A 26,025-nucleotide genomic window follows, 5' to 3' on the forward strand; every position below is an offset into this window, starting at 1 on the left:
GGATCGTGGGCGCGAGTCCCGGATGGAACCAGGGAGGAAGACCACCGCATGCCCATCCAGCAGTCCGACGTCCTGTACACCGCCGTCGCCACCGCCCAGGGCGGCCGCGACGGCCGGGTCGCCACCGACGACGGCAAGCTCGACGTCGTCGTGAACCCGCCGAAGGAGATGGGCGGCAGCGGTTCCGGCACCAACCCGGAGCAGCTGTTCGCCGCCGGCTACAGCGCCTGCTTCCAGGGCGCCCTCAGCGTGGCCGCCCGCCAGGAGAACGCCGACATCTCCGGCTCGACCGTCACCGCGAAGGTCGGCATCGGCAAGAACGACGACGGCTTCGGGATCATCGTCGAGATCTCGGCGGAGATCCCGAACGTCGACGAGACCACCGCGAAGGCGCTGGTCGAGAAGGCCCACCAGGTCTGCCCGTACTCGAAGGCGATCCGCGGCAACATCACCGTGACGCTCGTCTGACGGTGCTCGTTGCGCACGGCGAAGGCCGCACCCCTGGACGTGGGGTGCGGCCTTCGCCCATGGCTCGCGCTCACACGGCGGCCCTGTGCACCGCCCGCACGAACCGCTCGTTCTCCGGCGCCGCCCCACCCGGAAACGCGCAGCGCCGCCGTGTGTAGCCGTACGTCAGCCCGCTGCGCGGATCGGCGAAGGCCTGCGAACCGCCGGCGCCGCTGTGCCCGAAGGCGCCCGCGCCGAGGAACGGGTACCAGTTCTCGGCCGTCGCCTGGAAACCGAGCCCGTACGCCTTGTGGGCCCGCGCCACCAGGTCGTGGCCGACGGAGTGGATCTGCCCCACCTCGGCGACCGTGTCCGGTTTCAGCAGTGGCGGCCGCCCGGCCACCTCGCTGATCGCCGCCGCGTACATCCCGGCGAGCCCGCGCGCGGAGGCGACGCCGCCCGCCGACGCCGGGCCCTTGGCGCGCACCAGGCGGGAGTTGGCGTGGTCCACCAGCTCGCCCGGCTCGCCCACATGCGTGTTGAACGCGATCGCCGTGAGCGTGTGCGGGCCGGCCGGCCGGGCGTCCAGCACCGCCTGCTGCTCGGACGTCGGCAGCATCGGCTGCACCGGCCGGAAGCGGGCCTCCTCGGCGGCGGGCAGCCCGAGGTAGAAGTCCAGTCCGTAAGGGGCGCGCACCCGCTCCTCGTACACCTCCTGGAGAGTACGGCCGGTGGCCCGCCGTACCACCTCACCGGCGAGCGCGCCCATCACCAGCGCGTGGTAGCCGAACGCCGTGCCGGGACGCCAGAACGGCCGCTGGTCCGCCAGCCGCTCGGCGATCATCCGGTCGTCCGCCAGTTCCTCGTCGGTGAACCCGCCGTCCAGCCCGATCAGACCGGCGCGGTGCGTGAGCAGCTCGCGCAGGGTCAGCGCGCCCTTGCCCTCGGCCCCGAACTCCGGCCAGTAGTACGTCACCTTCCGGTCCAGTTCGAGCGTGCCGTCCTGGACGAGCAGCGCGACGACGAGGTGGGCGGCGCCCTTGGTGGACGAGAAGACGCCGTGCAGCGAATCGGCCGAGGCGCCGTCCGGACCCGCCCACAGGTCGACGACCCGCCGCCCGTGCACGTACGCGCACAACTGCCCCTCGTGGTCCGCCCGCTCCCGTGCCACGAACGCGGCGAACTCCGCGCGCACCTCCTCGTAGCCGTCGGCGACGGTGCCGTGGATCTCCTGCGTCATCCCGATCTCCTCTACCTCCCCGGCCGTCCGCTGCTCGCGTGTGTGCCGTTCCAGCTGGTCGCCAAGGTGAACAATGCCCTCCCGACCTGAGCGAATTCCCCCTTGGGGTGATCACGGAAGAGTGGTTCCGTACCGAAGAGCACCACGCGCGGACCGCTGATCACCGAGGCCCGTCCGGCCGCGGCGGCGGGCCCGCCGGTGCCGTCCGGCAACGCCCGCCAGTGCCCCGACACGAGCGGATTCCCGGTCGCGTACGACTGTTCCACACGCACCTCGCGTCCGAGATCCGTGAACCACGCCGGCGCGTAGACGAAGGAGTGCTCCGGCGCTCCGCCGGTGATCCGGCCGCCCGCGTTCACCACCCGCACCACCCCGTTGGCGTCAGCGTCAGCCGCGACGGGCTTCACCGGCAGCAGCCCGGCCGCGGCGTTGAGCTCCGCCCCCGCCTCCCCCCGGCCGACCAGGCCGTGACGGCCGAGGAAGCGGCCGAGCGCCTGCCGCGCGGCCGGGTTCAGGTCGCCGTACGCCGGACCCGCCGACACGAACAGCACGTTCACCCCCGACCAGTCGAAGCAGGCGTTCAGCACCCCGGCCGACACCGTCACGGTGACGAGATAGAGCCGGTGGCCGCCCGCCGAGCGTCCCGCGACCCCGACGCTCACCCGGTCGCCGAGGCGCTGCAGGGCGTTCAGCTTCGGCACGACGGCGTGGTACGGGGTCAGGCCCAGCTTGAGGGACTTGTCGCCGGGGTTCACCGGGTCCGGGGGCAACTGCTGCTCGCGCGGGTAGCCACGCGAGGGGTCCGACAGATCGGGAACGGGCTCGGTGAACGCCCGACGGGCGGTGCTCGCCGGGGAGCCGGCGGGGAGGGCGTCGAGTGCGGGGCTCTCCGCCTCGGCCCGGGTCACGGGGTCGTCGTCCGCGCCGGCCGGGCCGGGGACGGCCAGCAGCAGTGAGCCGCCCGTACCGGGAGCCAGGGCGGCGCTCAGCACAGGTCTCGCAGAGGTCGTTCTCGTGATGCGCACGCGTACCTCCTCCGGGGTTCCTGAGATCGGTACGGCGAGGTGTACCTGTTCGACTCAACCGCAACAAGAGTCTCTTGGTGTCGCCGATGCCCGGCGTTGCCCCGGATGGCGCACGGCGGGCCCGCGGCCCGGCGGCGGCCCGGCCGTCACGCCTGGGTGACGGCCGTGGGGGACGCCCCGATAGGGTTTCCCCATGCGTGATCTCGGGGTGGGTTTCAGCTATCTCCTGAAGGGCCAGCGATGGGTGGCCCGGCACGGCAAGCAGTACGGCTTCGGGCTGCTTCCGGGCCTGATCACCCTCGTCCTCTACGCGGCGGCGCTGGTGGCGCTGGCGCTGTGGGGCGAGGGCTTCGTCGGCTGGGCGACGCCGTTCGCCGACGACTGGCAGAGCCCCTGGCTCGGCCTGTTCCGGGGCTTTCTGACAGCCGTGCTCTTCGCCCTCTCGCTGCTGCTGGCCGTCCTCACCTTCACGGCCGTCACACTGCTGATCGGCCAGCCCTTCTACGAGGCGCTGTCCGAGTCCGTCGACCGTGACGTCTCCCCGGACGGCACCGCGCCGGTCTCCGGCCTGCCCCTGCACAGAGAGCTGTGGATCTCGGCACGTGACAGCCTTCGCGTCCTGGCCCGTGCGGCCGTGTGGGGCGTGCTGCTCTTCGCCCTGGGCCTCGTCCCGGTGGCCGGCCAGACCCTCGTGCCCGTGCTCGGCGTCTTCGTCACCGGCTTCTTCCTCACCGAGGAACTCACCTCCGTCGCCCTTCAGCGCCGTGGCGTGGAACTGCGCGACCGGCTCGCCCTGCTGCGCTCCCGCAAGACCCTGATCTGGGGCTTCGGCACACCGCTCGGCCTCGCCTTCCTCGTCCCCTTCGTCGCCGTCTTCCTGATGCCGGGCGCGGTCGCGGGCGCCACGCTGCTCGCCCGCGACCTGCGCGGCGAGGAGACCTCCGAGGGGGACCTGAAGGAGGGCGGTCACCGGGAGGTCACCCGGTGACCGAGGTACTCGCCGTCGCCGTCATCACCGTCCTCGCGGTGATCGCCCCCGGCGCCGACTTCGCGATGGTCGTCCGCAACAGCTACCTGCACGGCCGCCGCACCGGCCTGCTCGGGGCGGTGGGCGTCGCCGCCGGGGTCCTGGTGCACGTCACCTACACGATGCTCGGCGTCGGCCTGCTGATCGCCTCGTCCACCGTCCTCTTCACGGTCGTCAAGCTGGTCGGCGCCGCCTACCTCGTGTACATCGGCGTGCGCACCTTCCGCACGCGGGGCGAGCTCCGGGTCGACCTGGAGCACGGCGGCGGCCTGACCCCCCTCGCGGCCCTGCGTGCGGGCTTCCTCACCAACGTCCTCAACCCGAAGACGACCCTGTTCGTCGTCTCGACCTTCGCCCAGGTCGTCGGCCCCGGCACGCCGGTCCCCCAGCAGGTGGGCTACGGCCTGTTCATGTCGCTGGCCCACCTGCTGTGGTTCGGCGTCGTCGCCGTCTTCTTCTCGCAGGACCGGATGCGCACCCTGATGCTGCGCGGCCAGAGGGTCCTCAACAAGGTGATCGGAGCCGCCCTGGCCGGCCTCGGCGTCAGCCTCGCGTTCGCCCCGTCGCACTAGCGTCGAGGGCGACGGTCACGATCGCCCGTACCTGCGCCACGATGTCGAGCCGGTTGCGGACGAACTCGGGGTCGGTGACCTCCGTCGTGTTGCCCGCCGCGAACTGCAGTACCGGCGTGTGCACATGCCCGCCCGGCAGGGTGCCGTGCAGCCCGAGCCGGTCCCGCAGCAGCGTCGCCCGGTAGGCGATCTCGTTGGAGAGGTAGTCCCCGCCGCCCCCGGCGCGCGCCGTGGACCCGGGACTCGGCCCGTCCGGCCGCACGACCGGCTGGGTGCCGCCCGCCGGGATCTCGGTCACGGAGGTGTTGTCGTACACGGGGAAGCGGCCGCCGGCGGCCGCCACGATCGCCGCGTACGGCAGCGTCGTCGACGTCCACTGCGGCTGCGAGGCCGGGTCGGCGACCGGGACGGTCTCCGTCCGGCCGATGTTCTCGTTGTCCGCGAAGCCGCCCCGCCAGGCCCCGTTGGTCCGCTCGATGTCGAACCGCCCGACGCGGCCCTGACTCACGGTGGTGAAGAGGTCGACCTTCGGCAGGTGGGGCCGCAGCGTCCGCTCCACCGTCCCGTCCGCGAAGTCCGCCCAGCGCACCGGGAACACGGCGGTCTCCACCCGTGCCGGGCCGTCCGCCGTGCGGATCACCGTGCCGTCGAGCGCGAGCGCGGTGGCACCGGACGGATTGGAGATCCGCACGTCCCGGTCCAGGGTGAACGGGTCGAACCCGGTGACCAGGACCCGCTTCACGCCCTTGCCGCGCGGGGGGTAGGCGATGTCGCTCTGTCCGCGCGAGGTCCGCTCCAGCGCCTCCAGCAGTGCCGTCCGCTGCCGCTCACCGAGCCCGAACGCCGGTTCCCAGCCGCGCACTTCCCGGGTCATCCCGAGCCGCGCCCAGTACAGCGGCCGGTCGTCGTCCCGGCTGAGATCCCCCGTGGCGGGCCCCCGTCCCTGCGCCCGGTCCACCGCGCGCCGCCACAGCGCCGCCCCGTCCCGTACGACGGTCCGGTGGGCCTGCGCGTACGACCGGGCCCCGTTCAGCGCCTCGGCGAACTCCTGCGCCACGGTGCCGAATCCGGACCGCCGGAGTATCTCCTGCGGCGCGGCCCGTTCCAGCCGCTGCTCCTCGACGGTGACCGCCGTGCCCGCCGATGCGGTGGTGGGGGCCGCGAGCCAGGCCACCAGGGCGAGACCGAGTACGCCGATGCGAACACATAGGGATTTCACGGGGGCTGGGGTCCTTCCGTCGCAGTGGGGTGCGGGAACGGCCGCAGTATCCCGTGACGGAAGTGGTGCACGCCATGGTGTGTGACCCCACGGGCGTCATTCCTCGCCCAGCAACGTCAGGAAGTCGCGGAACGCCCCGGGCATGTCCACCGGCTCCGGGTCCGGCGGCGCGCAGCGCCCGGCGCACTGGCCGGCCGGCTTCGCGGGCGTCGAGGCGGGGCCCGGGGAGAGAGCGCCGAGGCCGTCGTCGAGCTTCCGCGCCGGGTGTTCGAGGTCTGGGACGAGACGAGCCACTCGTGGTCGTTTGTGAAGGGTTCGTACGAGATCCGGGTGGGCCGCTCGATCGCGGACCGCAGGATCACGCTGACGGCTACTGTCTGATCCAGGGCGATTCGTCCCCACCGAGCAGCCCCGGTCCGGGACCTGACGGCCGGACCGGGGCTCAGGGGCACGCAAGGGGCTCAGCGCGCCGAGAAGCCGTACACCGTCTCCGAGCGGAAGACCTCACCCGGCCGCAGCACGGTGCTCGGGAACAGGGGACGGTTCGGCGAGTCGGGGAAGTGCTGCGTCTCCAGCGCGACGCCGTCCCCGGGGGCGAACGGGCCACTGAGGTGGTCGGCGGTGTACAGCTGGAGCCCCGGCTCGGTGGTCGAGATCGTCAGCACCCTGCCGGAGGCCGGGTCGGACAGCTCCGCCACCTCGACGGGCGTGCCGGTCACACCCTTGTCGAGGACGAAGTTGTGGTCGTACCCGGAGGCGGTCTTGCGGGCCGCCCGGAAGTCGTACCGGGTCCCCTCGACCGGATCGATCCCCGTCGGGATCGAGGCGCCGTCCACCGGCGTGTACCGCCCGGCGTCGATCCGCAGCTCGTGCCCGCTCGCGCTGCCCGACCCGCTCAGGTTCCAGTACGCGTGGTTCGTCAGGTTCACCACGGTCGGCGCGTCGGTCTCCGCCTCGTATGCGATCCGCAGCGCCCCGGTGGCGTCGAGGCGGTAGGTCGCCGTGACCTTCAGCCGCCCCGGGAAACCCTCCTCGCCGTGCGGGCTGACCCGGCTGAGCCGCACGCCGTGCTCGACGGGCGTCGCCTCCCACACCCGCTTGTCGAAACCGCGTTCACCGCCGTGCAGCGAGTTCGGTCCGTCGTTCTGCGCGAGTGCGTACGTCCGCCCGTCGAGCGGGAAGCGGCCGCCCGCGATCCGGTTGGCGTACCGCCCGACCAGGGCGCCCAGATAGGGCCCGGGGTGCTCCAGATAGCCGTCCAGCCCCGCGAACCCGAGCACCACGTCCGCCGTCCGCCCGTCCCGGTCCGGCACCTGGACCGACTGCACGATGCCGCCGTACGAAAGGACCCGCACCCGTACGCCCGCGCGCTCCAGTGTCCAGCGGTGCACGGCCGTGCCGTCGGAAAGTGTGCCGAAGTGTTCGCTCATGAGCGAGACCTTACGGCTTGTTGCCGGTGACCTCCCGATAGGCGATCTCCGCCAGCCGCGCCTGGCCGTTCCTGCTCGGGTGGAACCAGTCCCAGTGACTCAACTGCTCGGTACCGAACCGGTACTCGTACACCGCGCCGCCGTCGTACCGGCAGCGGTCGTCGGCGCCGCAGACCTCCGCCAGCACCGCGTTGTAGTCCTCCACCCGCTGCTGCACCGTCGCGCGCCGCTGTTCGGCCGCCGCGTCCAGGGCGTCCGCGTCGCCCAGCATGGTGGGGCAGATGCCCAGCTTCCACACCTGTTTGCCCAGCGGATTCGTACGGCCCTCGGACCACAGCCGCATCAGGTTCGGGATGCTCGCCACATACACCTGAGTCTTGGGCAGAGTCCGACGCAGTGTCCGCATCGCGTCCTGGAAGTCCGCGCGGAAGTCGTCGACCGGCGTCATCGCAGACGTCGAGGACCGGCAGGCGTCGTTCGCCCCCGTCATCACCGTGACGAGCTCGGGACGGCGCGCCGCCGCGCGCTCCATCTGAGCCGGGAGGTCCGCCATCCGGGTCCCGCTCACCGCGTGGTTCCAGCTGTGCGTGGCGGCTCCCGCGGGGCCCAGCAGCCGCACGGCGAGACTTCGCACCTCGGGGCTGCTGCCGGTCGCCCAGGACACTTCCGGACAGTCCGACAGCACCAGGCACGTGTTGAACCCCCGGGTGATGGAGTCACCGACGGCGGCGATCGAGGCCGGACTGGCGTCCCACACCACCTTCGGAGCCGCCTTCCGCTGACGTCCGAGGCCTGCCTCGTCCGGCGGGTCGCCGCCCACCACGGCGCAGCCGGTCAGTCCCACCACGGCCGCCGTGAGCACGGCCACCGTCGTCCGCACCCGCTGTCCGGTCCTGCGCATCGTCCGCCTTCCCCCTCGCTCTCCTTCTCCCCTCCATGACAACCGGGAGGGTCCCCGCCCGCGCGCTGGGCAACGGGTTACGCCCGTACAAGCGTCCCCCTGGGTGAATGGCGGGCCCTTCCGGGCCCCGGGACCGACGGTACGTCACACTCCTCGCGCCGCCGCACGGTAGCCTCGCCATCAACGAGGCCGACCGGCCACGACCGCCCTGCCAGCCGCAACACGCCCGCTCAGCCCGGAGGTCCCGGTGACGACACGTGGAGTCCTGTACGTGCACTCCGCGCCGCGCGCGCTGTGCCCGCACGTCGAGTGGGCCGTCGCCGGGGTGCTCGGCACGCGCGTCAACCTCGACTGGATCCGGCAGCCGGCCGCGCCCGGCACCTGGCGCTCGGAGTTCTCCTGGCAGGGCGAGCCCGGCACGGCGTCCAAACTCGCCTCGGCACTGCGCGGCTGGCACCTCCTGCGCTTCGAGGTCACCGCCGAACCCTGCCCCACGGCCGAGGGCGAGCGCTACAGCTGCACCCCCGACCTGGGCATCTTCCACGCCGTCACCGGCATCCACGGCGACATCCTCATCCCCGAGGACCGCCTTCGCGCGGCCCTGGTCCGCGCCCAGCAGGGCGAGACGCGGCTGGAGGCGGAGATCGCCAAGCTCCTGGGCAAGCCCTGGGACGACGAGCTGGAGCCCTTCCGCTACGCGGGCGAGGGCGCCCCGGTCCGCTGGCTGCACCAGGTGGTCTGAAACGCCTTCAGGTGACGCCCCGGCACACCACGCGCACCGGAACGGCGATGGCCCGAACCCCCTGACAGGGGTTCGGGCCATCGCCGTAAGGCAGGAATCAAACCGTACGGAACGCCAGCACCACGTTGTGGCCACCGAACCCGAACGAGTCGTTGAGGGCGGCGATCCGGCCCTCGACAGCAAGCTTCCGCGCCTCCCCCCGCACCACATCGGCGTTCGCCTCGGCCTCGGGGTCGAGGTTCTCGACGTTGATGGTGGGCGGGGCCACCCGGTGGTACAGCGCGAGCACGGTCGCGACCGTCTCGACGCCTCCGGCACCACCCAGCAGATGCCCCGTCATCGACTTCGTCGCGGACACCGCGATGTGGTCGGCGTCGTCGCCGAACACCTTCCGCAGCGCCTTCAGCTCGGCGATGTCACCGGCAGGCGTCGACGTCGCGTGCGCGTTGACGTGCATGATCTCGGCCGGGTCCAGGTCGGTCCGGTCGAGCAGGTTCTGCAGGGCGTGCGCGATACCGCGGCCCTCGGGCTCCGGCTGCACGATGTCGTGGCTGTCGGCGGAGATGCCCTGCCCGACCGCCTCGGCGTACACCCGCGCCCCGCGCTTGGCGGCGTGTTCGGCGGACTCCAGGACGACGACACCGGCGCCCTCACCGAGGACGAAGCCGTCGCGGTCGACGTCGTAGGGGCGCGAGGCGCCCTGCGGGTCGTCGTTGTTCTTGGACATCGCCATCATGTTGCCGAACGCGGCGATCGGCAGCGGGTGGATCGCCGCCTCCGTACCACCGGCGACGACCACGTCGGCGCGGCCGGAGCGGATCATCTCGATGGCGTAGCCGATGGCCTCGGCACCCGAGGCGCACGCGGAGACCGGGGTGTGCACGCCCGCCCGGGCGCCCACGGCCAGACCCACGTTCGCGGAGGGGCTGTTCGGCATCAGCATGGGGACGGTGTGCGGGGAGACGCGGCGTACGCCCTTCTCCTTGAGCACGTCGTACTGGTCGAGGAGGGTCGTCACGCCGCCGATGCCGGAGGCGATGACCGCGCCGAGCCGGTCCGGGTCGACCTCGGCGCCCTCACCGGCCTTGGCGGTGAAGCCCGCGTCGGCCCACGCCTCCTGCGCGGCGATCAGCGCGAACTGCGCCGAGCGGTCGAGGCGGCGGGCCTGCGGCCGCGGGATGGTCTCGGTGGGCTCCACCGCGACCGGCGCGGCGATACGGACCGCCTGTTCGGCGGCCCACTCCTGCTCCAGGGGCTTGACGCCGGAACGTCCGGCGACCAGGCCCTCCCAGGTAGAGGCTGCGTCGCCACCCAGCGGTGTGGTTGCGCCGATACCGGTGACGACCACGGTGCGATTGGTCGGGCTCACGGGAATTCTTTCTCCAACGGATACGAGGATTCAGCGGCGCCACCGCCGGGTGGCGGGGCCGGGGACACCCGGCCCAAGGGGCCTTTAGGCCTGGTGCTTGAGGATGTACTCGGTCGCGTCGCCCACCGTCTTGAGGTTCTTGACGTCGTCGTCCGGGATCTTCACGTCGAAGCGCTCTTCGGCGGCGACGACGACCTCGACCATGGACAGCGAGTCGACGTCCAGGTCGTCGGTGAAGGACTTGTCCAGCTGGACGTCCTCGGTGGGGATCCCGGCGATCTCGTTCACGATCTCCGCGAGACCGGCGACGATCTCTTCCTGAGTGGCGGCCATGTCAGGCGCTCCTTCGTAGTGTTCCAGAGGGTGTGGCGGTGCTGCTTCCGTGCCGGACCGGCGAGATCCGGCACGAAGTGCCTAGGGGAGAGTAACGACCGTCGCTGCGTAGACGAGACCCGCCCCGAAACCGATGACGAGCGCGGTGTCGCCGCTCTTCGCCTCGCCGGTCGCCAGGAGCCGCTCCATCGCGAGCGGGATCGAGGCGGCCGACGTGTTGCCGGTGGTGCGTACGTCACGGGCGACCGTGACGGACTCCGGCAGCTTGAGTGTCTTCACCATCGAGTCGATGATCCGCTCGTTGGCCTGGTGCGGAATGAAGACGTCCAGTTCGTCCGGGCTGATCCCGGCCACCTCCAGCGCCTGCTGAGCGACCTTCGCCATCTCGAAGACGGCCCAGCGGAACACCGCCTGGCCCTCCTGCGTGATGGCGGGGAACTTGATGTTGCCCTGGCTGTCGAGCGGGAGCCGGGAGACGTCGCCGACCCGGAACTCGTCCCACGGCACGGTCTGCTTGATGGTCTCCGACTTGTCGCCCTCGGAGCCCCACACCGTGGGGCCGATCGCGGGCTCCGCCGACGGGCCGACGACCACGGCGCCGGCACCGTCGCCGAACAGGAAGGCCGTCGCGCGGTCCTCCAGATCGGTCAGATCGCTCAGCCGCTCGACGCCGATGACCAGCACGTACTCGGCGCTGCCCTCGACGATCATGCCTTTGGCGAGGGTCAGGCCGTAGCCGAAACCCGCGCAGCCGGCCGAGATGTCGAAGGCGGCGGCCTTCGCCGTGCCCAGCTTGTCGGCGATCTCGGTGGCGACGGCGGGCGTCTGCTTGAAGTGGGTGACGGTCGAGACGATCACCGCACCGATCTGCTCGGCGGAGATCCCGGCGTCGGCGATCGCCTTGCCGGACGCCTCGATCGACATCGCGGCGACGGTCTCCTCGTCGTTCGCCCAGTGCCGGGTCTCGATGCCGGAGCGCGAACGGATCCACTCGTCGGACGAGTCGATCGTCTCGAGGATCACCTCGTTCGGCACGACCCGCGTGGGCCGGTAGCCGCCCACGCCGAGGATCCGCGCGTACGGGGCACCCTTGCTGGGCTTGATCTTCGACATGTTGCAGTCGGCTCCTTAGGGCGTCAGCAGGGCGTCAGACGTGCTCGGCGATGAGCTCGCGGGCCGCGTCGATGTCGTCGGGGGTCTTCAGGGCCAGCGTCTTGACACCGGGCAGGGCGCGCTTGGCGAGTCCGGTCAGGGTGCCGCCGGGGCACACCTCCAGCAGCGCGGTGACGCCGAGTTCCTGGAAGGTCTGCATGCACAGGTCCCAGCGGACCGGGTTCGCGACCTGGCCGACCAGCCGCTCGACGACCCCCGCGCCGGTGGCGACCGTACGGCCGTCGCTGTTGGACACGTAGGTGAGCTTCGGGTCGGAGGGCGTCAGCTCCCGCGCCGCGGCGGCCAGCTTCTCGACCGCCGGCGCCATGTGCTCGGTGTGGAACGCGCCGGCCACCTTCAGCGGGACGACCTTGCGCACGCCCTCCGGCTTGTCCTCGTTCAGCGCGGCGAGCTGCTCCAGCGTGCCCGCGGCCACGATCTGCCCGGCGCCGTTGACGTTGGCCGGCGTCAGGCCCAGCTTCTCCAGGTGCGGCACGGTGACCTCGGGGTCGCCGCCCAGCAGCGCCGACATCCCGGTCCGGGTGACCGCGGCGGCCTCGGCCATGGCCAGGCCGCGCTTGCGTACGAGCGTCAGCGCGGCGGTGTCGTCGAGGACGCCGGCGAAGGCGGCCGCGGTGATCTCACCGACGCTGTGGCCGGCCACCGCGCCCGGCGAGATGTCACCGAGTGCCGCGGCCGAGAGGATCCCGGCGGCGACCAGCAGCGGCTGCGCCACGGCCGTGTCGCGGATCTCGTCCGCGTCGGCCTGGGTGCCGAAGTGGGCGAGATCCAGTCCGATGGCGTCCGACCAGGAGGCGACCAGGTCGGCGGCACCGGGCAGTTCGAGCCAAGGAGTCAGGAAGCCGGGCGTCTGAGCGCCCTGGCCGGGAGCGACGAGTACGAGCACTCTCACACTCTCTCTTGGTTACGGGCGTAGCCGCCCGTGAGGACAAGGACGAAGAACAGGAGGGGGTTTTGTGGGCCCTCGACAAAAGACTAGAGCTGGGGATCACCATCGGCCAGACGCCCCAGGATCAGCGCGATGCGCAACGTGAACGCGGAACGTACATCCGATGGCGACCAGCCGGTGACGTCAGTCACACGTCGAAGCCGGTAGCGCACGGTGTTGGGATGAACGAAGAGCATCCGGGCCGCGCCTTCGAGACTGCTCGCCTGTTCGAGATAGACGCTGAGGGTCTCCAGGAGCGCGGAGCCGGCTTCCTCCAGCGGTCTGTAGATCTCCTCCACCAACTGCTCGCGCGCGCTGGGATCCGAGGCGATCGCGCGCTCCGGCAGCAGGTCGTCCGCCAGCACCGGCCGGGGCGCGTCCTGCCAGGCGGAACACGCCTTCAGGCCCGCCGCGGCGGCCTGCGCGGACCGGGTCGCGGCCAGCAGGTCGGGCACGATCGGCCCGGCGACCACCGGACCTGCGGCGAAGGGCCCGATCAGCGACTTGGCGACGGCGAGCGGATTGTTGCTGCCGCCCGCGATGACGACGAGCCGGTCGCCGAGCACCCCCGTCAGCACCTGGAGCTTGGCATGCCGCGCGGCGCGCCGGATGGCCTCCACGGTCAGCTCGGAGTCGCCGTCGGGTGCCGTGCCCAGCACCACGCACACGTGCTCCGGCGCGTTCCAGCCCAGCGCCGCCGCCCGCGAGACCGCGCCCTCGTCGGCCTCGCCGCTCAGCACGGCGTTCACGACCAGCGACTCCAGCCGCGCGTCCCAGGCACCCCGTGCCTCGGCGGCCTGCGCGTACACCTGGGCGGTGGCGAAGGCGATCTCCCGCGCGTAGACGAGCAGCGCCTCCCGCAGGATCCCCTCGTCGCCGGGTGCGGCGACCTCGTCGATCGCGCTCTCCATGACCTCGATGGTGGTGCGCACCATCTCCACGGTCTGGCGGAGCGTGATCGCCCTGGTCAGCTCGCGCGGAGCGGTCCCGAAGACATCCGTGGAGATCGCCTGCGGGGCGTCCGGGTGCCGGAACCACTCCGTGAACGCGGCGATACCGGCCTGCGCGACGAGCCCGATCCAGGAACGGTTCTCCGGGGGCATCGCCCGGTACCACGGCAGCGTCTCGTCCATCCGCGCGATGGCCTGGGCGGCGAGACTGCCGGAGGACTTCTCCAGCCGCTTCAGGGTCGCGGAGTGCGGATGCACGCCGTGGGAGGCGGTTCGGGCGTTGCTGGTTTCGGGTTCGGGCACGGGACAAGACTGCCTCATCCGGACGCGGACCCGTGCCGCCGGGTGGGGACGAGGTCCCCGGGCGGCGGCCTCCGGGTGCGCGGGTGCGGTGTGCCACGGGTGCCCGGCGGGCTCCCGGGGCGGTCCGGCGGTGGCTGGACGGGCACCGGTTCGACGGCGCGCTGCCGGGCCGCGCGGTGCGGTCCGCGGCCTGGCGCGGCGGGTCTACGGTGGTGTCCGTGATGGATGTACGGCGCGCCGGTGAGCGCTACCCCGGGGGCGACGCGGAGGCCGGGATCGAGTCGCGTCACGCCTTCTCCTTCGGCCCCCACTACGACCCGGGCAACCTGCGCTTCGGCGCCCTGATCGCCTGCAACGAGGAGCGGCTGGCCCCCGGCGCCGGGTTCGCGGAGCATCCGCACAGCCACACCGAGATCGTCACCTGGGTCGCGGAGGGCGAGCTGACGCACCGTGACTCGGCCGGGCACGAGTCGGTCGTGCGCGCCGGTGACGTACAGCGGCTGAGCGCCGCGTCCGGCGTGCGGCACGTCGAACGCAACGAGAGTGAGGGCCCGTTGACCTTCGTGCAGATGTGGCTGGCCCCGCTCGTGCCGGGCGGCGACCCGGCGTACGAGATCGTGCGCGGTATCGCGGACGCGACGCCGTACGCGGTCCCGGAGGCCGGCGCGATGCTCCACGTGCGCCGGCTGGCGCCGGGCGAGCGCACGGCGGTCCCCGACGCCCCGCACGTCTACGTCCATGTGGTCCGCGGCGAGATCGTCCTGGACGCGGATCGCCTGGGCCCCGGTGACGCGGCCCGCGTCACGGACGCGAAGGACGTGGAGGCCGTGGGGGTGAGCGCGGCGGAGCTGCTGCTGTGGGAGATGGCCTGACGGCCGTCAGGCCCCCCGCGCCTCGGCCAGCACCGCGTCCGTGAACGCCGGCCACACCTCGATCGCCCAGGGCCCGAACGCCCGGTCCGACAGGGCGGCGCAGGCCAGTTCCGCGTCCGGGTCGATCCAGAGGAACGTACCGGACTGCCCGAAGTGCCCGAACGTGCGCGGCGACGACGAAGCCCCCGTCCAGTGCGGCGACTTGGAGTTCCGGATCTCGAAGCCGAGCCCCCAGTCGTTGGGGTTCTGGTGTCCGTACCCGGGTACGACACCCTTCGTCCCCGGGTACTGCACGCTCATCGCCTCGGCGACCGTGCGCGGGTCGAGCAGGCGCGGCGCCTGGACCTCGGCGGCGAACCGCAGCAGGTCCTCGACCGTCGAGACGCCGTCCTTCGCCGGGGAGCCCTCCAGGGACGTCGACGTCATGCCCAGCGGCTCCAGCACCGCCTGCCGCAGATACTCGGCGAACGGGATGTCCGTCGCCTTGGCGACATGGTCCCCGAGCTGCTCGAACCCGGCGTTGGAGTACAGCCGCCGCTGCCCGGGCGGCCCGGTCACCCGGTGCTCGTCGAAGGCCAGCCCCGAGGTGTGCGCGAGCAGGTGACGGACCGTCGACCCGGGCGGCCCGGCCGGTTCGTCGAAATCGACCGCGCCCTCCTCGTAGGCGACCAGCACGGCGTAGGCGGCCAGCGGCTTGGTCACCGAGGCCAGCGAGAACCGCCGGTCGGCCGGGCCGCGCATCCCCAGGACCGTGCCGTCGGCCCGTACGACCCCCGCGGCAGCGGTGGGCACCGGCCAGTTGTCGATCAACGCCAAGCTCTGCAAGGACATGCCCCGACCTTAGCCCCGCTCGGCGCACCAGCCGCAGGAAGGGGTCCCGGTCCGCCCGAAGCCCGGTGACCCGTACAGCGGCTCCACCTCCGCGGAGGCGGTCGGGCCGAGCCGACCGGCCCCCCGCTCACGGAACCGCTCCAGCGGTTCCGCCGTGCAGGCACGCGCGCATCCCCGGCCGCGCGCGTCCGGGTCCGTGGCCACGCCGAGGACGCACCCGACCCGCCCGTGCGGATCGCCCGCCGTGCCGTGATCTCCTGCAGTCTCTTTCCGGTCACGCTTGCCTGGAGCGCACTCCAAGGCCATAGCGTGGAACGCATGACGGTGATGCAGACCACGGCGGCAGCCACCGAGCAGGCCCCGGACGAGACCCTCACCCGCACGGACATCTGTTCCGCCCCGCCCCGCAGGCACCCTCGCCCCGACGGCCAGGACCGCTACACGATCAGCGAGGTCGTCGCCTTCACCGGCCTGTCGGCGCACACCCTGCGCTGGTACGAGCGGATCGGCCTGATGTCCCACATCGACCGCTCGCACACCGGCCAGCGCCGCTACACCAACCGCGATCTGGACTGGCTGGACCTCGTCGGCAAGCTGCGGCTGACCGGCATGCCGGTGGCCGACATGGTGCGGTACGCGGAGCTGGTGCGCGCGGGCGACGGCACGTACGAGGAGCGCCGCGAGCTGCTGGAGACGACCCGGCGGGACGTCCTGGAGCGGATCGCCGAACTCCAGGACGCCCTCGCCGTGCTCGACCGCAAGATCGGTTTCTACGCCGGCGCGGGCCGCGCGCACGCGTCGCACGAAGGGGACAGCACGCGATGAACGACGGCACCGTCGCGACGACGCGGCTCGGCGCCGGCGGACCCGAGACCGGCGTGCAGGGCCTCGGCTGCATGGGCATGAGCTTCGTATACGGACCGCTCTTCTTCCGCGCGCACCGGGACGAGGTCGTGATCGAGCTCCACTGCATGCACCGCCGGGACGTGCGGTGAACTGCGCGCCGCGCACTGCGTCCACCCCGTCGCCGCCGTGCAGTCGGAGTGGTCGCTGTTCAGCCGGGACATCGAGGCGGAGGTCGTGCCGGCCGCCCGCGAACCGGGCGTCGCCCTGGTCCCGGACTCCCCGCTCGGGCGCGGCTTGCGCACCCATTGCTTCGTGAACGCCGAACAGGACCTCACCGACGGCCACTTCCGCCGTCAGCAGCCCCGCTTCACCGGCGCCAACGCCGTGGCGAACGCGGCGCTGCTGGAGCCGGTCCGTGAGGTCGCCGCCGCCCACGGGGCGACCCTCGGCCGGATCGCCCTGGCGTGGGTCCAGCAGCGGGCGGCCGTGCACGGGCTGCCGGTCGTCCCGATCCCGGGGACGCGCAGGGCGGCCCGCGTCGAGGAGAACACGGCGGCGACCCGGATCACCCTGACGCCGGAGGAACTCGCCCTGCTGGACACGGTGGCCGCGAAGGTGTCGGGCACGCGCTACGCGGACGTGACGTTCACGTCGGCGGGCCGGGAGCGGCAGAGGCCCTGGAGGGCGCGGGGCCGTGCCGATCCTCGGCTCCGCCGCCGGGCGGACCAGCCTCCGACCCGCGCCCGGGGGGTCAGAGCTCCGCCAGCAACTCGGCCTTCTTGAAGGAGAACTCCTCATCGGTGACCAGCCCGGCCCGGTGCAGCTCCCCCAGATGGCGAATCCGCTCCGCGATGTCCGCGGGATCCCGCCGCGGAGCGGCGGCTGCCGTCACCACGGCCCCCGCCGGCCCGGCGGAACGCACCGCCGAGAGCACGGCCGCCGCGAACGGCAGCGACTCGTGCACGGGGCCGTACCCCAGACCGAACACCACGGCCGCCGGATCCTGATCGGCCTGCGCCGGCTGATCCCCCGCATCGCGCCGCAGCAGCCGCAGATGCCCTTCGAACACCTCCGGCGACCGCCACTCCACCCCGCTGAGATCGGAAACCGCGAACTTCTGGTCCCCGGCCTTCCACTTCGCCGACGACGCCCCCGTCCAGAACCACCGGAAGGACACGGACGTACCGTCGAAGGACGCCTTCGCGTCGTACGCCTTGAAGTGCAGGGGTGCTTCGGGAGCCGCCACGAGGTGACGGCCGGAGGGCCCCGAGTGGGTCAGCAGGGCCCGCAGTTCGTCCGCGTAGTACTCGGCGAGCGTCTCCCGCTCGGCCGGCAGCACCAGCCGATAGGGGTCGCTGGACTCCTTCAGCTGTCCCCCGGCCGCCTCGATCAACGGATCCGCCCCCGGCCGTGGTTCCGCACGCAGGACGACCGTCCCGCGCCGCCCGGGGGAGAGCGTCACCCCTTGCAGCGCCGCGAGCGGCACCCGCCGCTCGCCGAGCGCCTGGAAGAGCTTAGGTGTTCGAATCCCCCGTTCGTAGCGGATGAGCACGGAGTCGGACTCGAACTCCCAGGCGGCATGAAATCCGGCCAGTACGTCACCCATGCGGCTCATCGTATGCGGCACGCGCTCTTTCGTCCCTTCCCCGCACACACCGCAGGTTCTGCGTCTCTACGCGCGTCCGGCCGCCGACGTGCCGGACAAACCCACCCGGCACATGCCCGCATCGTCGGCGCAGTCCACCGCGCGGTACGCGCCAACCCCGATCTCGGCGAAGTTGGCGAGGCTGCCCGTGCCCGGCACGAAATACCCGGCGTGCCCCCGGGCGCCGCGCGCCGACAGCACGCGCGCCCCGAACGCCGCGGACACCGGATCGGCGCCGTGCCCGAACCCGCCGAACTCCATGTAGGGCACGTCCTGGATCCAGTCGTCGGCGTCCCGCATCGCCCACACCCGCGCGGAGGTGCGCAGTTGCGCGGCGTTGGTGACGCGCATCCCGGGGCTCCCGGCCACCGCTATGTCGGACACCCGGCCGGGCAGGCCGTGTGCCGCGACTCCGCAGACCACGGAGCCGTAGCTGTGACAGAAGAGCGAGACCGGCGCCTTCCCGGGCAGCGCGCGCACCAGCGCGTTCAGCCGGACCGCCCCGTCCTCGGCACGCATCGCGGTGGCCGACTCCATGCCGAGTCCCGCGGGCGCGGTGTAGTCGGCCCAGGCGATCACGGCCGTACGCGTCGAGGCGCTGGCGGCGCGCTCGGCGGCGTAGAGGGACTTCGCCATGCCGACCGGGGCGGCGTAGCGGCGGTTGGTGCGCTGGAAGGTGAGCAGATCGGTGTCGACGCCGGGGACGACGACGGAGACCCGCTCGGCCCTGTCGAGGTCGCCGAACACCTCGGCGGCCCGGCCCGCCCCGTCGGGGTCGAAGGCGAGGATGTGCCGGTCGGCGCGCATCAGTGACGCGAAGCGGTGCATACGGCGGCCCGCCTCGTGCTGTCCGGCGGGACTGAGCCGGCTGTCGCGCATGCGTTCGCGTTCGACCTTGCGTGCCTGGTCCAGGGCGATGCGGTTGGCCCGGTAGCGCAGGCCGACGGGGGCGCCGTTCATGTTGCCGACCGCGAGCGGATACCGGCGGGCCAGCTGGACGCGCTGCCCGTCGGTGAGCGAGGCGAAGAAGGCGGCGAGCCGGCCCGGCGCGGTGTCCGGGTCCGGCAGCCGGTGCCCGTCGAGACGGCCGCGCTCCCAGGCGGAGAGGGAGCGCTGGAGCGGCGCGTCCGACCGGTGGTTGCGCAGTGCGGTCCAGCCGGTGGTCGTCAGCATCACGAACACCACGGCCAGCGCGAGCAGCGCGCGCCAGACGCCGAGTGAGGGGGAGGTGTCGAAGGAAGTCACTGGGAGGACACACTAGGAGAACGACAGGGTCTCGCGTGAACCGAGTGTCGTGGATCACGTTTGAGGAAAGTCACCTGATCGCAAGGCGGATGACCGCACCGCGCTGCCTCGTCTCCCCTTGTGCCGCCCGCCGCAGGGGCCTGATCTCAGCGCCCCCGCCAGTCGCCCGCGAGCACCGGACCCACCTGATCGAGGTACGCGGCCGTCAGCGTCCGCATGGCCTCCAGGCTGATATCCGGGCCCGTGCTCCACAGTCGTTCCGTCACCCGTATGACCCCACCGAAGACGGCCACCGCCACTCGCGGACGCGGATCGGCGTCCACGTCCAGGCCCTCCCGCTCGGCGATCAGGCGCGCCATCTCCTCCTCCGTCTCCGCCGATCGCCGCAGATGAGCGGCGAGCAGGACGGGCGTCGACTCGATCACCCGGCACATCCGCAGATACTCCTCGACCGGGACGACCGCCTCGATGACCTCGCTGATCCGGTCCCAGCCGTCCAGCACCGCGCGGCGCAGCGCCTCCATCGGCGGCTCGTGCGGCGGGCGGGCGCGCACCGCCTCCACGAAGTGCGCCACCGTCATCGTCTCCAGTGCGAGCGCGGCGTCCTCCTTGCCGGAGAAGTAGCGGAAGAAGGTGCGCTGGGAGACGTCGACGGCCGCGGCGATCTCGTCGACGGTCGTGCGGTCGTAGCCGCGCGTGGTGAACAGCTCCACCGCCGCGCGCAGCAGCGCGTCCCGGGTGCGCTGCTTCTTGCGTTCGCGCAGGCCCGGCCGCGGCCCTGTCCGTGTGTTGCCGACCGTGTCCATGGCGCCTCTCCCGCGAACTGTTCTGCCTGATCAGGCTATATGCAAGTGTCGTGACAGTTACTGACTTGTGAATCGGTTTGTCAACTGTCAGAGGCTGTCATTAGCCTCTACGGTATGACTGGTCAGACCACCATCGACACGACGGGACCGGGGGACAAGGCGCCGGCCGCCCTGTCGGACCCGGCGCCGGTCAAGGGCCTGCGCGGCCATCCCTGGCTCACCCTCATCACCGTCGCCGTCGGCGTCATGATGGTGGCCCTCGACGGCACCATCGTGGCCATCGCCAACCCGGCCATCGCCACGGACCTGAAGGCCAGCTGGGCCGAGGTCCAGTGGATCACCAACGCCTACTTCCTCGCCCTGGCGGTCTCCCTGATCACCGCGGGCAAGCTCGGTGACCGCTTCGGCCACCGGCAGACCTTCCTGATCGGCGTGGTCGGCTTCGCCGCCGCCTCGGCAGCCATCGGCCTGTCCGACTCGATCGCCTCGGTCATCGTCTTCCGGGTCTTCCAGGGCCTGTTCGGCGCCCTGCTGATGCCGGCCGCCCTCGGCCTGCTGCGGGCCACCTTCCCCGCCGAGAAGCTCAACATGGCGATCGGCATCTGGGGCATGGTCATCGGCGCCTCCACCGCGGGCGGCCCGATCCTCGGCGGCGTACTGGTCGAGCACGTCAACTGGCAGTCGGTGTTCTTCATCAACGTGCCGGTCGGCATCCTCGCCCTGGTCCTGGGCCTGCTGATCCTGACCGACCACCGCGCGGAGAACGCCCCGCGCTCCTTCGACATCCTCGGCATCGCCCTGCTGTCGGCCGCCATGTTCTGCCTGGTCTGGGCCCTCATCAAGGCGCCCGAGTGGGGCTGGGGCAGCGGCCGGACATGGACCTTCATAGCCGCGTCGATCGTGGGCTTCGTGCTCTTCGCCCTGTGGGAGAAGCGGGTCCGTGAGCCGCTGATCCCGCTGGCCCTGTTCCGTTCGATCCCGCTGTCCGCGGGTGTCGTGCTCATGGTGCTCATGGCCATCGCGTTCATGGGCGGCCTGTTCTTCGTGACGTTCTACCTCCAGAACGTGCACGGCCTGAGCCCCGTCGACGCGGGCCTGCACCTGCTGCCGCTCACCGGCATGATGATCGTCGGCTCGCCGCTCGCGGGCGTGATGATCACCAAGTTCGGCCCGCGGCTGCCGCTGGCCCTCGGCATGGCGTGCACCGCGCTCGCCATGTACGGCATGTCCACCCTGGACAAGGGCACGGGCAGCGCCGTCATGTCGCTCTGGTTCGCCCTGCTCGGCCTCGGCCTCGCGCCGGTCATGGTCGGCGCCACCGAGGTCATCGTCGGCAACGCGGCCATGGAGCTGTCCGGGGTGGCCGGCGGCCTCCAGCAGGCGGCCATGCAGATCGGCGGCAGCCTCGGCACGGCCGTACTGGGCGCCGTGATGGCCTCCAAGGTGGACAGCGACCTGCCGGGCAACTGGGTGGACGCGGGACTTCCGCCGCTGACCCCGGCACAGGAGGGGCAGGCCGCCGAGGCGGTCCAGCAGGGTGTCGCCCCGGTGCCGCCGGGCACGCCGGAAGCCGTCGCGGCGAAGATCACGGACGTCGCCCACGCCACCTTCGTCTCCGGTATGAGCCTGGCGTCACTGGTCGCGGCCGGGGTCGCGGCGGTGGCGGTGCTGGTCGCGTTCCTGACCAAGCGCGGCGAGAACGCCGAGGCGGGCGCGGGAGCGGCACACATCTGACGGGACTCACCTATCAGGGTGACAGTCCGGAAGATCCCTCCCGCCCGGCACGCGCCGCAGGTCACAGTGGGTCAAGCCCTCCGTACGGCATGTTCCGTCGGCACATGCGTACGACGCCGAGGGCGGCCCGGGCTGCGGCGCGCTGCCGGAGGGGGGCGGCGCGCCGACAGACCGTCAGGCATGGAACGCGCGGCGGGGGTACCCGGCCATCGACCCGAAGGAACCGCGAGGTTCAGGGAGTTGACGAGTCGATGCCGGGCTTCGGACAAGGGACGCGCGGGTACCCCCGCTCACGTGGCCGGACGTGGTCACGGACCGGGCCGGATCGCGCGCGACCCGGCATCATCGGCACCATCTGTGCGATCGCCCGATTCCTCGCACCGGGCATCGTCCTCGGCCCGGTCGCCATGGCATGCGGCTGGCTCGCCATGGGCCGGTCCCGGGCCGGCTCCCGCTCCGTACCGGCCCCGGCAGCCCTGGTCCTGGGCGCGGCAGACACTCTGCCGGCCCCCGTCCGTCCGGCCGGAGCGGCATCGCCGGGCCACGGGTCGCTCTGAGCCGGGGGGAGTGGCAGTGGGCCTCCGGCGCGATGCCGGAGGCCCACTCACGTGGGTGACCTCACCGCGGCCGCTCCTCGGCCGGCGCCGGTACGGCGGCGGCCCCCGACAACGCGGCGACCTGCGCCCGCAGCGCGCGCACCTCCTCCGCCAGCGCGGTGATGGCCTCCGTCTGCCGCCGCTCCTCCGCGTCGTCCCTCTCGAACCGGGATATGAACCACGCGGCGATGTTCGCGGTCACCACTCCCAGCAGCGCGATCCCCGAGAGCATCAGCCCCACCGCCAGCAACCGCCCCACCCCGGTCGTCGGCGCGTGGTCGCCGTACCCCACGGTCGTCATCGTCGTGAACGACCACCACACCGCGTCACCCAGCGTCCGGATGTTTCCGCCGGGCGCGTCCCGCTCCACCGACAGCACGGCCAGCGACCCGAACATCAGCAGCCCCACCACCGTGCCGGCCACGTACGTCGTCAGCTGTATCTGCGAGGCCATCCGGGCCCGCCGTCCCACCAGCAGCAGGGTCGACACCAGTCGCAGCAGCCGCAACGGCTGGAGCAGCGGCAGCACCACCGCGCACAGGTCCAGCCAGTTCCGCCGCACGAAGTGCCGCCGGTCCGGCGTCAGCCACAGCCGCACCAGATAGTCGGTGGCGAACGCCCCCCACACCACCCATTCCACGACCAGACAGGCCCTCGTCAGAGTCCGCCCCGCCGAACCGTCCACTATCGGCACCGCGTAGGCGGCGGCGAACATGACGGCCAGTACCAGCAGCGGCCGTTGCGTACGCCGCTCCCACCGCACCTGCGCCGATTGCTCCTTCATGCCCGCATCGTAAGGAACGCGCGAGGGCGGTGAGGCCCGGGCCTCACCGCCCTCGGGGCCGGCCGCAGCGACCGGCGCGGGCCGGCGCCTACGCGTCGCCTCCAGCGGCTCCGGGATCGGCCGCCGTGACATCGAGGAGCTGGTACCGGTCGATCGCCTGCTTCAGCACCGACCGGTCCACCTTCCCCTCCTTCGCCAGTTCGGCCAGCACCGCCACCACGATCGACTGCGCGTCGATGTGGAAGAAGCGCCGGGCCGCCCCACGGGTGTCCGCGAAGCCGAACCCGTCGGCGCCCAGCGACTGGTATGTCCCCGGCACCCACCGGGCGATCTGGTCCGGAACCGACCGCATCCAGTCGGAAACCGCCACGAAGGGTCCCTCCGCGTCGCCCAGCTTTCGCGTGACGTACGGCACCCGCTGCTCCTCCTCCGGATGCAGCAGGTTGTGCTCCTCGCAGGCCACGGCCTCCCGCCGCAGCTCGTTCCAGGAGGTCGCCGACCACACGTCGGCGCGCACGTCCCACTCCTCGGCGAGCAGCCGCTGCGCCTCCACCGCCCACGGCACCGCCACACCCGACGCCATGATCTGCGCAGGGATCGATCCCGCAGTGCCCCTGCTGAAGCGGTGGACGCCCTTGAGGATGCCCTCGACGTCCACGTCGTCCGGCTCGGCCGGGTGCTGGATCGGCTCGTTGTAGACGGTGAGGTAGTAGAAGACGTCCTCGCCGTGCGGGTGCTCCTGCGATCCGCCGTACATCCGGCGCAGACCGTCCTGCACGATGTGCGCGATCTCGAAGCCGAACGCCGGGTCGTACGCCACACAGCCCGGGTTCGTCGAGGCGAGCAACTGCGAGTGCCCGTCCGCGTGCTGCAGACCCTCACCGGTCAGCGTCGTACGCCCCGCGGTGGCGCCCAGGACGAAACCGCGGGCCAGCTGGTCGGCCATCTGCCAGAACTGGTCGCCGGTGCGCTGGAAGCCGAACATCGAGTAGAAGACGTACACCGGGATCAGCGGCTCGCCATGCGTGGCGTACGCCGAGCCCGCCGCGATGAGCGACGCCGTGCAGCCGGCCTCGGAGATGCCGTCGTGCAGCATCTGCCCGGTCGGCGACTCCTTGTAGGCGAGCAGCAGCTCCCGGTCGACTGCCTCGTACTGCTGGCCGAGCGGGTTGTAGATCTTCGCGCTCGGGAAGAAGGAGTCCATGCCGAACGTGCGGTACTCGTCCGGTGCGATCAGCACGAACCGCTTGCCGATCTCCTTGTCCCGCATGAGGTCCTTGAGCAGCCGGACAAAGGCCATGGTCGTCGCGATGGACTGCTGGCCCGTCCCCTTCTTCACGGTCGCGTACGCCTTGTCGTCCGGCAGTGCGAGCGGTTCGGAGCGGACGACGCGGGTGGGCACGTAACCGCCGAGCGACTTGCGGCGGTCGTGCATGTACTGGATCTCCTCCGAGTCCCGGCCCGGGTGGTAGTACGGCGGCGGGCCGGACTCCAGGTCGCGGTCGGAGATCGGCAGGTGCAGGCGGTCCCGGAAGCGCTTGAGGTCGTCGACCGTCAGCTTCTTCATCTGGTGCGTGGCGTTGCGGCCCTCGAAGTTCGGGCCGAGCGTCCAGCCCTTGATCGTCTTGGCCAGGATCACCGTCGGCTGGCCCGTGTGCTCCACGGCCGCCTTGTACGCCGCGAAGATCTTCCGGTGGTCGTGACCGCCGCGGCCCAGCATCAGGATCTGGTGGTCGGTCATGTTCTCGACCATCGCGCGCAACCGGTGGTCGTCGCCGAAGAAGCGGTCGCGGATGTAGGCGCCGGTCTCGGTCGCGTACGTCTGGAACTGGCCGTCCGGCGTGGTGTTCATCTTGTTGACCAGCACGCCGTCCCGGTCCTGCGCGAGCAGCGGGTCCCAGGTGCGGTCCCAGATGAGCTTGATCACGTTCCAGCCGGCGCCCCGGAAGACCGACTCCAGCTCCTGGATCACCTTGCCGTTGCCGCGCACCGGGCCGTCGAGCCGCTGGAGGTTGCAGTTGACCACGAAGGTCAGGTTGTCCAGGCCCTCGCGGGCGGCGATGGTCAGCTGGCCGAGCGACTCCGGCTCGTCCATCTCGCCGTCCCCGAGAAACGCCCACACGTGCGACTTCGAGGTGTCGGCGATCCCGCGCGCGTGCATGTAGCGGTTCATCCGCGCCTGGTAGATCGCGCCGATCGGGCCGAGGCCCATCGAGACGGTCGGGAACTCCCAGAAGCCCGGCATCAGCCGCGGGTGCGGATAGCTGGACAGGCCGTGGGGCGCCTTCGACTTCTCCTGCCGGAAGCCGTCGAGGTGCTGCTCGGAGAGGCGGTCGAGCAGGAACGCGCGGGCGTAGATGCCCGGCGAGGCGTGCCCCTGGAAGAAGACCTGGTCGCCTCCGTCGCCCTCGTCCTTGCCGCGGAAGAAGTGGTTGAAGCCGACGTCGTAGAGGGAGGCCGAGGAGGCGAACGTGGCGATGTGACCACCGACGCCGATGCCGGGGCGCTGGGCCCGCGAGACCATCACGGCCGCGTTCCAGCGGGTGGCGTTGAGGATCTTGCGCTCGATCTCCTCGTTGCCCGGGAAGAACGGCTCGCTCTTGGTGGGGATGGTGTTGACGTAGTCCGTGCTGCGCATCTCGGGCACGGCCACGCGCTTCTCGCGGGCCCGCTCGATCAGGCGCAGCATCAGGTAGCGGGCCCGCTCACGGCCGCGCTCGTCGATGGCGGCGTCGAGGGAGTCGAGCCACTCCTGGGTCTCTTCGGGATCGAAGTCAGGAACCTGACTCGGAAGGCCGCCAATGATGATCGGATTGCGATCGGATCCGGAAGCCACGCTGTTCCTTACCTGTCGGAGGGCCGATTATCGAGGGTTTTCGGTATGCCTGCACCGTTCCCCATCGTGTACCTCGGGGCCGCAAACGTCACCTCTACCGTGAGGTAACGAAGCTCCCCGGCCGGCTCATGACGCAGGGCCGTGCGAATCTCGTACCCAGGGATGATTCCC

General features: G+C 71.8%; 23 protein-coding genes and 3 pseudogenes. 10 read left to right on the forward strand and 16 right to left on the reverse strand.

Features of this window, described 5'->3' with window-relative positions; genetic code table 11:
* Window positions 1-48: 48 nt before the first annotated feature.
* Entirely contained in the window at window positions 49-468 is a 420-nt protein-coding gene (locus ACGF8A_RS04405) for an organic hydroperoxide resistance protein (RefSeq protein WP_393104106.1), read from the forward strand.
* A gap of 70 nt (window positions 469-538) precedes the next feature.
* Here ACGF8A_RS04405 and ACGF8A_RS04410 read toward each other — a convergent pair whose 3' ends face one another.
* The gene (locus tag ACGF8A_RS04410; RefSeq protein WP_393104108.1) at window positions 539-1,687 is read right to left on the reverse strand and encodes a serine hydrolase domain-containing protein; all 1,149 of its coding nucleotides are present in this window, start codon (window positions 1,685-1,687) and stop codon (window positions 539-541) included.
* 11 nt (window positions 1,688-1,698) lie between these two features.
* Window positions 1,699-2,286, reverse strand: a pseudogene (locus ACGF8A_RS04415) (peptidase M28); the annotation flags it as partial.
* Between the two features lie 619 nt (window positions 2,287-2,905).
* Here ACGF8A_RS04415 and ACGF8A_RS04420 point away from each other — a divergent pair.
* Window positions 2,906-3,700, forward strand: coding sequence for an EI24 domain-containing protein (locus ACGF8A_RS04420; RefSeq protein ID WP_393104110.1), 795 nt, complete (start codon window positions 2,906-2,908; stop codon window positions 3,698-3,700).
* On the forward strand, window positions 3,697-4,311 hold the full coding sequence (locus ACGF8A_RS04425) for a LysE family translocator (RefSeq protein WP_393104112.1): 615 nt from the start codon (window positions 3,697-3,699) through the stop codon (window positions 4,309-4,311). The genes ACGF8A_RS04420 and ACGF8A_RS04425 overlap by 4 nt, the downstream gene beginning before the upstream one ends.
* Here ACGF8A_RS04425 and ACGF8A_RS04430 read toward each other — a convergent pair.
* Complete coding sequence (locus ACGF8A_RS04430; protein WP_393104114.1) at window positions 4,283-5,530, reverse strand: pyroglutamyl peptidase; 1,248 nt, start codon at window positions 5,528-5,530, stop codon at window positions 4,283-4,285. The two genes, ACGF8A_RS04425 and ACGF8A_RS04430, sit on opposite strands and share 29 nt — an antisense overlap.
* 169 nt (window positions 5,531-5,699) lie before the next feature.
* Here ACGF8A_RS04430 and ACGF8A_RS04435 point away from each other — a divergent pair.
* A pseudogene (locus ACGF8A_RS04435) lies at window positions 5,700-5,911 on the forward strand (fibronectin type III-like domain-contianing protein); the annotation flags it as partial.
* A gap of 80 nt (window positions 5,912-5,991) precedes the next feature.
* On the opposite strand, the gene ACGF8A_RS04440 reads toward ACGF8A_RS04435, so the two are convergent.
* Window positions 5,992-6,960: an aldose epimerase family protein gene (locus tag ACGF8A_RS04440; RefSeq protein ID WP_393104116.1), complete on the reverse strand. Its 969-nt coding sequence runs from the start codon at window positions 6,958-6,960 to the stop codon at window positions 5,992-5,994.
* A gap of 10 nt (window positions 6,961-6,970) precedes the next feature.
* Window positions 6,971-7,861, reverse strand: coding sequence for an SGNH/GDSL hydrolase family protein (locus tag ACGF8A_RS04445; protein WP_393104118.1), 891 nt, complete (start codon window positions 7,859-7,861; stop codon window positions 6,971-6,973).
* Between the two features lie 247 nt (window positions 7,862-8,108).
* Between ACGF8A_RS04445 and ACGF8A_RS04450 the strand changes: the two genes are divergently transcribed.
* On the forward strand, window positions 8,109-8,603 hold the full coding sequence (locus ACGF8A_RS04450; protein WP_393104120.1) for a DUF3145 domain-containing protein: 495 nt from the start codon (window positions 8,109-8,111) through the stop codon (window positions 8,601-8,603).
* Window positions 8,604-8,700: 97 nt separating this feature from the next.
* Here ACGF8A_RS04450 and fabF read toward each other — a convergent pair whose 3' ends face one another.
* From fabF to fasR, 5 genes are all read right to left on the reverse strand, one after another.
* Complete coding sequence (fabF, locus tag ACGF8A_RS04455; protein ID WP_393104122.1) at window positions 8,701-9,972, reverse strand: beta-ketoacyl-ACP synthase II; 1,272 nt, start codon at window positions 9,970-9,972, stop codon at window positions 8,701-8,703.
* An 84-nt stretch (window positions 9,973-10,056) separates the two neighbouring features.
* Window positions 10,057-10,305 (reverse strand): acyl carrier protein, encoded by a 249-nt coding sequence (locus ACGF8A_RS04460; RefSeq protein WP_181659766.1) that lies wholly within the window; start codon window positions 10,303-10,305, stop codon window positions 10,057-10,059.
* 81 nt (window positions 10,306-10,386) lie between these two features.
* The gene (locus ACGF8A_RS04465; RefSeq protein ID WP_393104124.1) at window positions 10,387-11,418 is read right to left on the reverse strand and encodes a ketoacyl-ACP synthase III; all 1,032 of its coding nucleotides are present in this window, start codon (window positions 11,416-11,418) and stop codon (window positions 10,387-10,389) included.
* Window positions 11,419-11,452: 34 nt separating this feature from the next.
* Window positions 11,453-12,364, reverse strand: a complete 912-nt coding sequence (locus tag ACGF8A_RS04470; RefSeq protein ID WP_393104126.1) for an ACP S-malonyltransferase — start codon at window positions 12,362-12,364, stop codon at window positions 11,453-11,455.
* Between the two features lie 89 nt (window positions 12,365-12,453).
* Complete coding sequence (gene fasR / locus ACGF8A_RS04475; RefSeq protein WP_393104128.1) at window positions 12,454-13,659, reverse strand: fatty acid biosynthesis transcriptional regulator FasR; 1,206 nt, start codon at window positions 13,657-13,659, stop codon at window positions 12,454-12,456.
* A 218-nt stretch (window positions 13,660-13,877) separates the two neighbouring features.
* Between fasR and ACGF8A_RS04480 the strand changes: the two genes are divergently transcribed.
* Window positions 13,878-14,531, forward strand: coding sequence for a pirin family protein (locus ACGF8A_RS04480; protein WP_393104130.1), 654 nt, complete (start codon window positions 13,878-13,880; stop codon window positions 14,529-14,531).
* A 6-nt stretch (window positions 14,532-14,537) separates the two neighbouring features.
* Here ACGF8A_RS04480 and ACGF8A_RS04485 read toward each other — a convergent pair whose 3' ends face one another.
* A complete protein-coding gene (locus ACGF8A_RS04485) occupies window positions 14,538-15,362 on the reverse strand; it encodes a serine hydrolase domain-containing protein (RefSeq protein ID WP_393104132.1) in 825 nt (274 codons plus the stop codon).
* 318 nt (window positions 15,363-15,680) lie between these two features.
* Here ACGF8A_RS04485 and ACGF8A_RS04490 point away from each other — a divergent pair, with 318 nt between their 5' ends.
* Both ACGF8A_RS04490 and ACGF8A_RS04495 read left to right on the forward strand, forming a co-directional pair.
* On the forward strand, window positions 15,681-16,187 hold the full coding sequence (locus ACGF8A_RS04490; protein WP_393104134.1) for a MerR family transcriptional regulator: 507 nt from the start codon (window positions 15,681-15,683) through the stop codon (window positions 16,185-16,187).
* A pseudogene (locus ACGF8A_RS04495) lies at window positions 16,184-16,874 on the forward strand (aldo/keto reductase); the annotation flags it as partial. The gene ACGF8A_RS04490 and the pseudogene ACGF8A_RS04495, both read left to right, overlap by 4 nt.
* 85 nt (window positions 16,875-16,959) lie before the next feature.
* On the opposite strand, the gene ACGF8A_RS04500 reads toward ACGF8A_RS04495, so the two are convergent.
* From ACGF8A_RS04500 to ACGF8A_RS04510, 3 genes are all read right to left on the reverse strand, one after another.
* Entirely contained in the window at window positions 16,960-17,814 is an 855-nt protein-coding gene (locus tag ACGF8A_RS04500) for a DUF4429 domain-containing protein (RefSeq protein WP_393104136.1), read from the reverse strand.
* A gap of 66 nt (window positions 17,815-17,880) precedes the next feature.
* Entirely contained in the window at window positions 17,881-19,098 is a 1,218-nt protein-coding gene (locus tag ACGF8A_RS04505) for an alpha/beta hydrolase (RefSeq protein ID WP_393104138.1), read from the reverse strand.
* Window positions 19,099-19,244: 146 nt separating this feature from the next.
* Window positions 19,245-19,904 carry a TetR family transcriptional regulator gene (locus ACGF8A_RS04510; RefSeq protein ID WP_393104140.1) on the reverse strand — a complete coding sequence of 220 codons (660 nt, stop codon included), beginning with the start codon at window positions 19,902-19,904 and terminating at the stop codon, window positions 19,245-19,247.
* A 114-nt stretch (window positions 19,905-20,018) separates the two neighbouring features.
* On the opposite strand from ACGF8A_RS04510, the gene ACGF8A_RS04515 reads away from it, so the two are divergent.
* Window positions 20,019-21,638 carry an MFS transporter gene (locus tag ACGF8A_RS04515; protein ID WP_393104142.1) on the forward strand — a complete coding sequence of 540 codons (1,620 nt, stop codon included), beginning with the start codon at window positions 20,019-20,021 and terminating at the stop codon, window positions 21,636-21,638.
* A 251-nt stretch (window positions 21,639-21,889) separates the two neighbouring features.
* Entirely contained in the window at window positions 21,890-22,195 is a 306-nt protein-coding gene (locus ACGF8A_RS04520; RefSeq protein ID WP_393104144.1) for a small hydrophobic protein, read from the forward strand.
* A gap of 61 nt (window positions 22,196-22,256) precedes the next feature.
* On the opposite strand, the gene ACGF8A_RS04525 is transcribed toward ACGF8A_RS04520, so the two are convergent.
* The gene (locus tag ACGF8A_RS04525; RefSeq protein ID WP_393104146.1) at window positions 22,257-23,018 is read right to left on the reverse strand and encodes a potassium channel family protein; all 762 of its coding nucleotides are present in this window, start codon (window positions 23,016-23,018) and stop codon (window positions 22,257-22,259) included.
* Window positions 23,019-23,106: 88 nt separating this feature from the next.
* Window positions 23,107-25,854, reverse strand: coding sequence for a pyruvate dehydrogenase (acetyl-transferring), homodimeric type (aceE, locus tag ACGF8A_RS04530; RefSeq protein ID WP_393104148.1), 2,748 nt, complete (start codon window positions 25,852-25,854; stop codon window positions 23,107-23,109).
* Window positions 25,855-26,025: the final 171 nt, after the last annotated feature.

Source organism: Streptomyces sp. NPDC047706 (assembly GCF_043204795.1).
Classification (GTDB): domain Bacteria; phylum Actinomycetota; class Actinomycetes; order Streptomycetales; family Streptomycetaceae; genus Streptomyces.

Coding starts and splice junctions, on each gene's coding strand:
- ACGF8A_RS04405 (WP_393104106.1), top strand. CDS start 49: ATGCCCATCCAGCAGTCCGACGTCCTGTACACCGCCGTCGCCACCGCC.
- ACGF8A_RS04410 (WP_393104108.1), bottom strand. CDS start 1,687: ATGACGCAGGAGATCCACGGCACCGTCGCCGACGGCTACGAGGAGGTG.
- ACGF8A_RS04420 (WP_393104110.1), top strand. CDS start 2,906: ATGCGTGATCTCGGGGTGGGTTTCAGCTATCTCCTGAAGGGCCAGCGA.
- ACGF8A_RS04440 (WP_393104116.1), bottom strand. CDS start 6,960: ATGAGCGAACACTTCGGCACACTTTCCGACGGCACGGCCGTGCACCGC.
- ACGF8A_RS04445 (WP_393104118.1), bottom strand. CDS start 7,861: ATGCGCAGGACCGGACAGCGGGTGCGGACGACGGTGGCCGTGCTCACG.
- ACGF8A_RS04460 (WP_181659766.1), bottom strand. CDS start 10,305: ATGGCCGCCACTCAGGAAGAGATCGTCGCCGGTCTCGCGGAGATCGTG.
- ACGF8A_RS04465 (WP_393104124.1), bottom strand. CDS start 11,418: ATGTCGAAGATCAAGCCCAGCAAGGGTGCCCCGTACGCGCGGATCCTC.
- ACGF8A_RS04485 (WP_393104132.1), bottom strand. CDS start 15,362: ATGTCCTTGCAGAGCTTGGCGTTGATCGACAACTGGCCGGTGCCCACC.
- ACGF8A_RS04490 (WP_393104134.1), top strand. CDS start 15,681: ATGACGGTGATGCAGACCACGGCGGCAGCCACCGAGCAGGCCCCGGAC.
- ACGF8A_RS04500 (WP_393104136.1), bottom strand. CDS start 17,814: ATGGGTGACGTACTGGCCGGATTTCATGCCGCCTGGGAGTTCGAGTCC.
- ACGF8A_RS04510 (WP_393104140.1), bottom strand. CDS start 19,904: ATGGACACGGTCGGCAACACACGGACAGGGCCGCGGCCGGGCCTGCGC.
- ACGF8A_RS04515 (WP_393104142.1), top strand. CDS start 20,019: ATGACTGGTCAGACCACCATCGACACGACGGGACCGGGGGACAAGGCG.
- ACGF8A_RS04520 (WP_393104144.1), top strand. CDS start 21,890: ATGCCGGGCTTCGGACAAGGGACGCGCGGGTACCCCCGCTCACGTGGC.
- ACGF8A_RS04525 (WP_393104146.1), bottom strand. CDS start 23,018: ATGAAGGAGCAATCGGCGCAGGTGCGGTGGGAGCGGCGTACGCAACGG.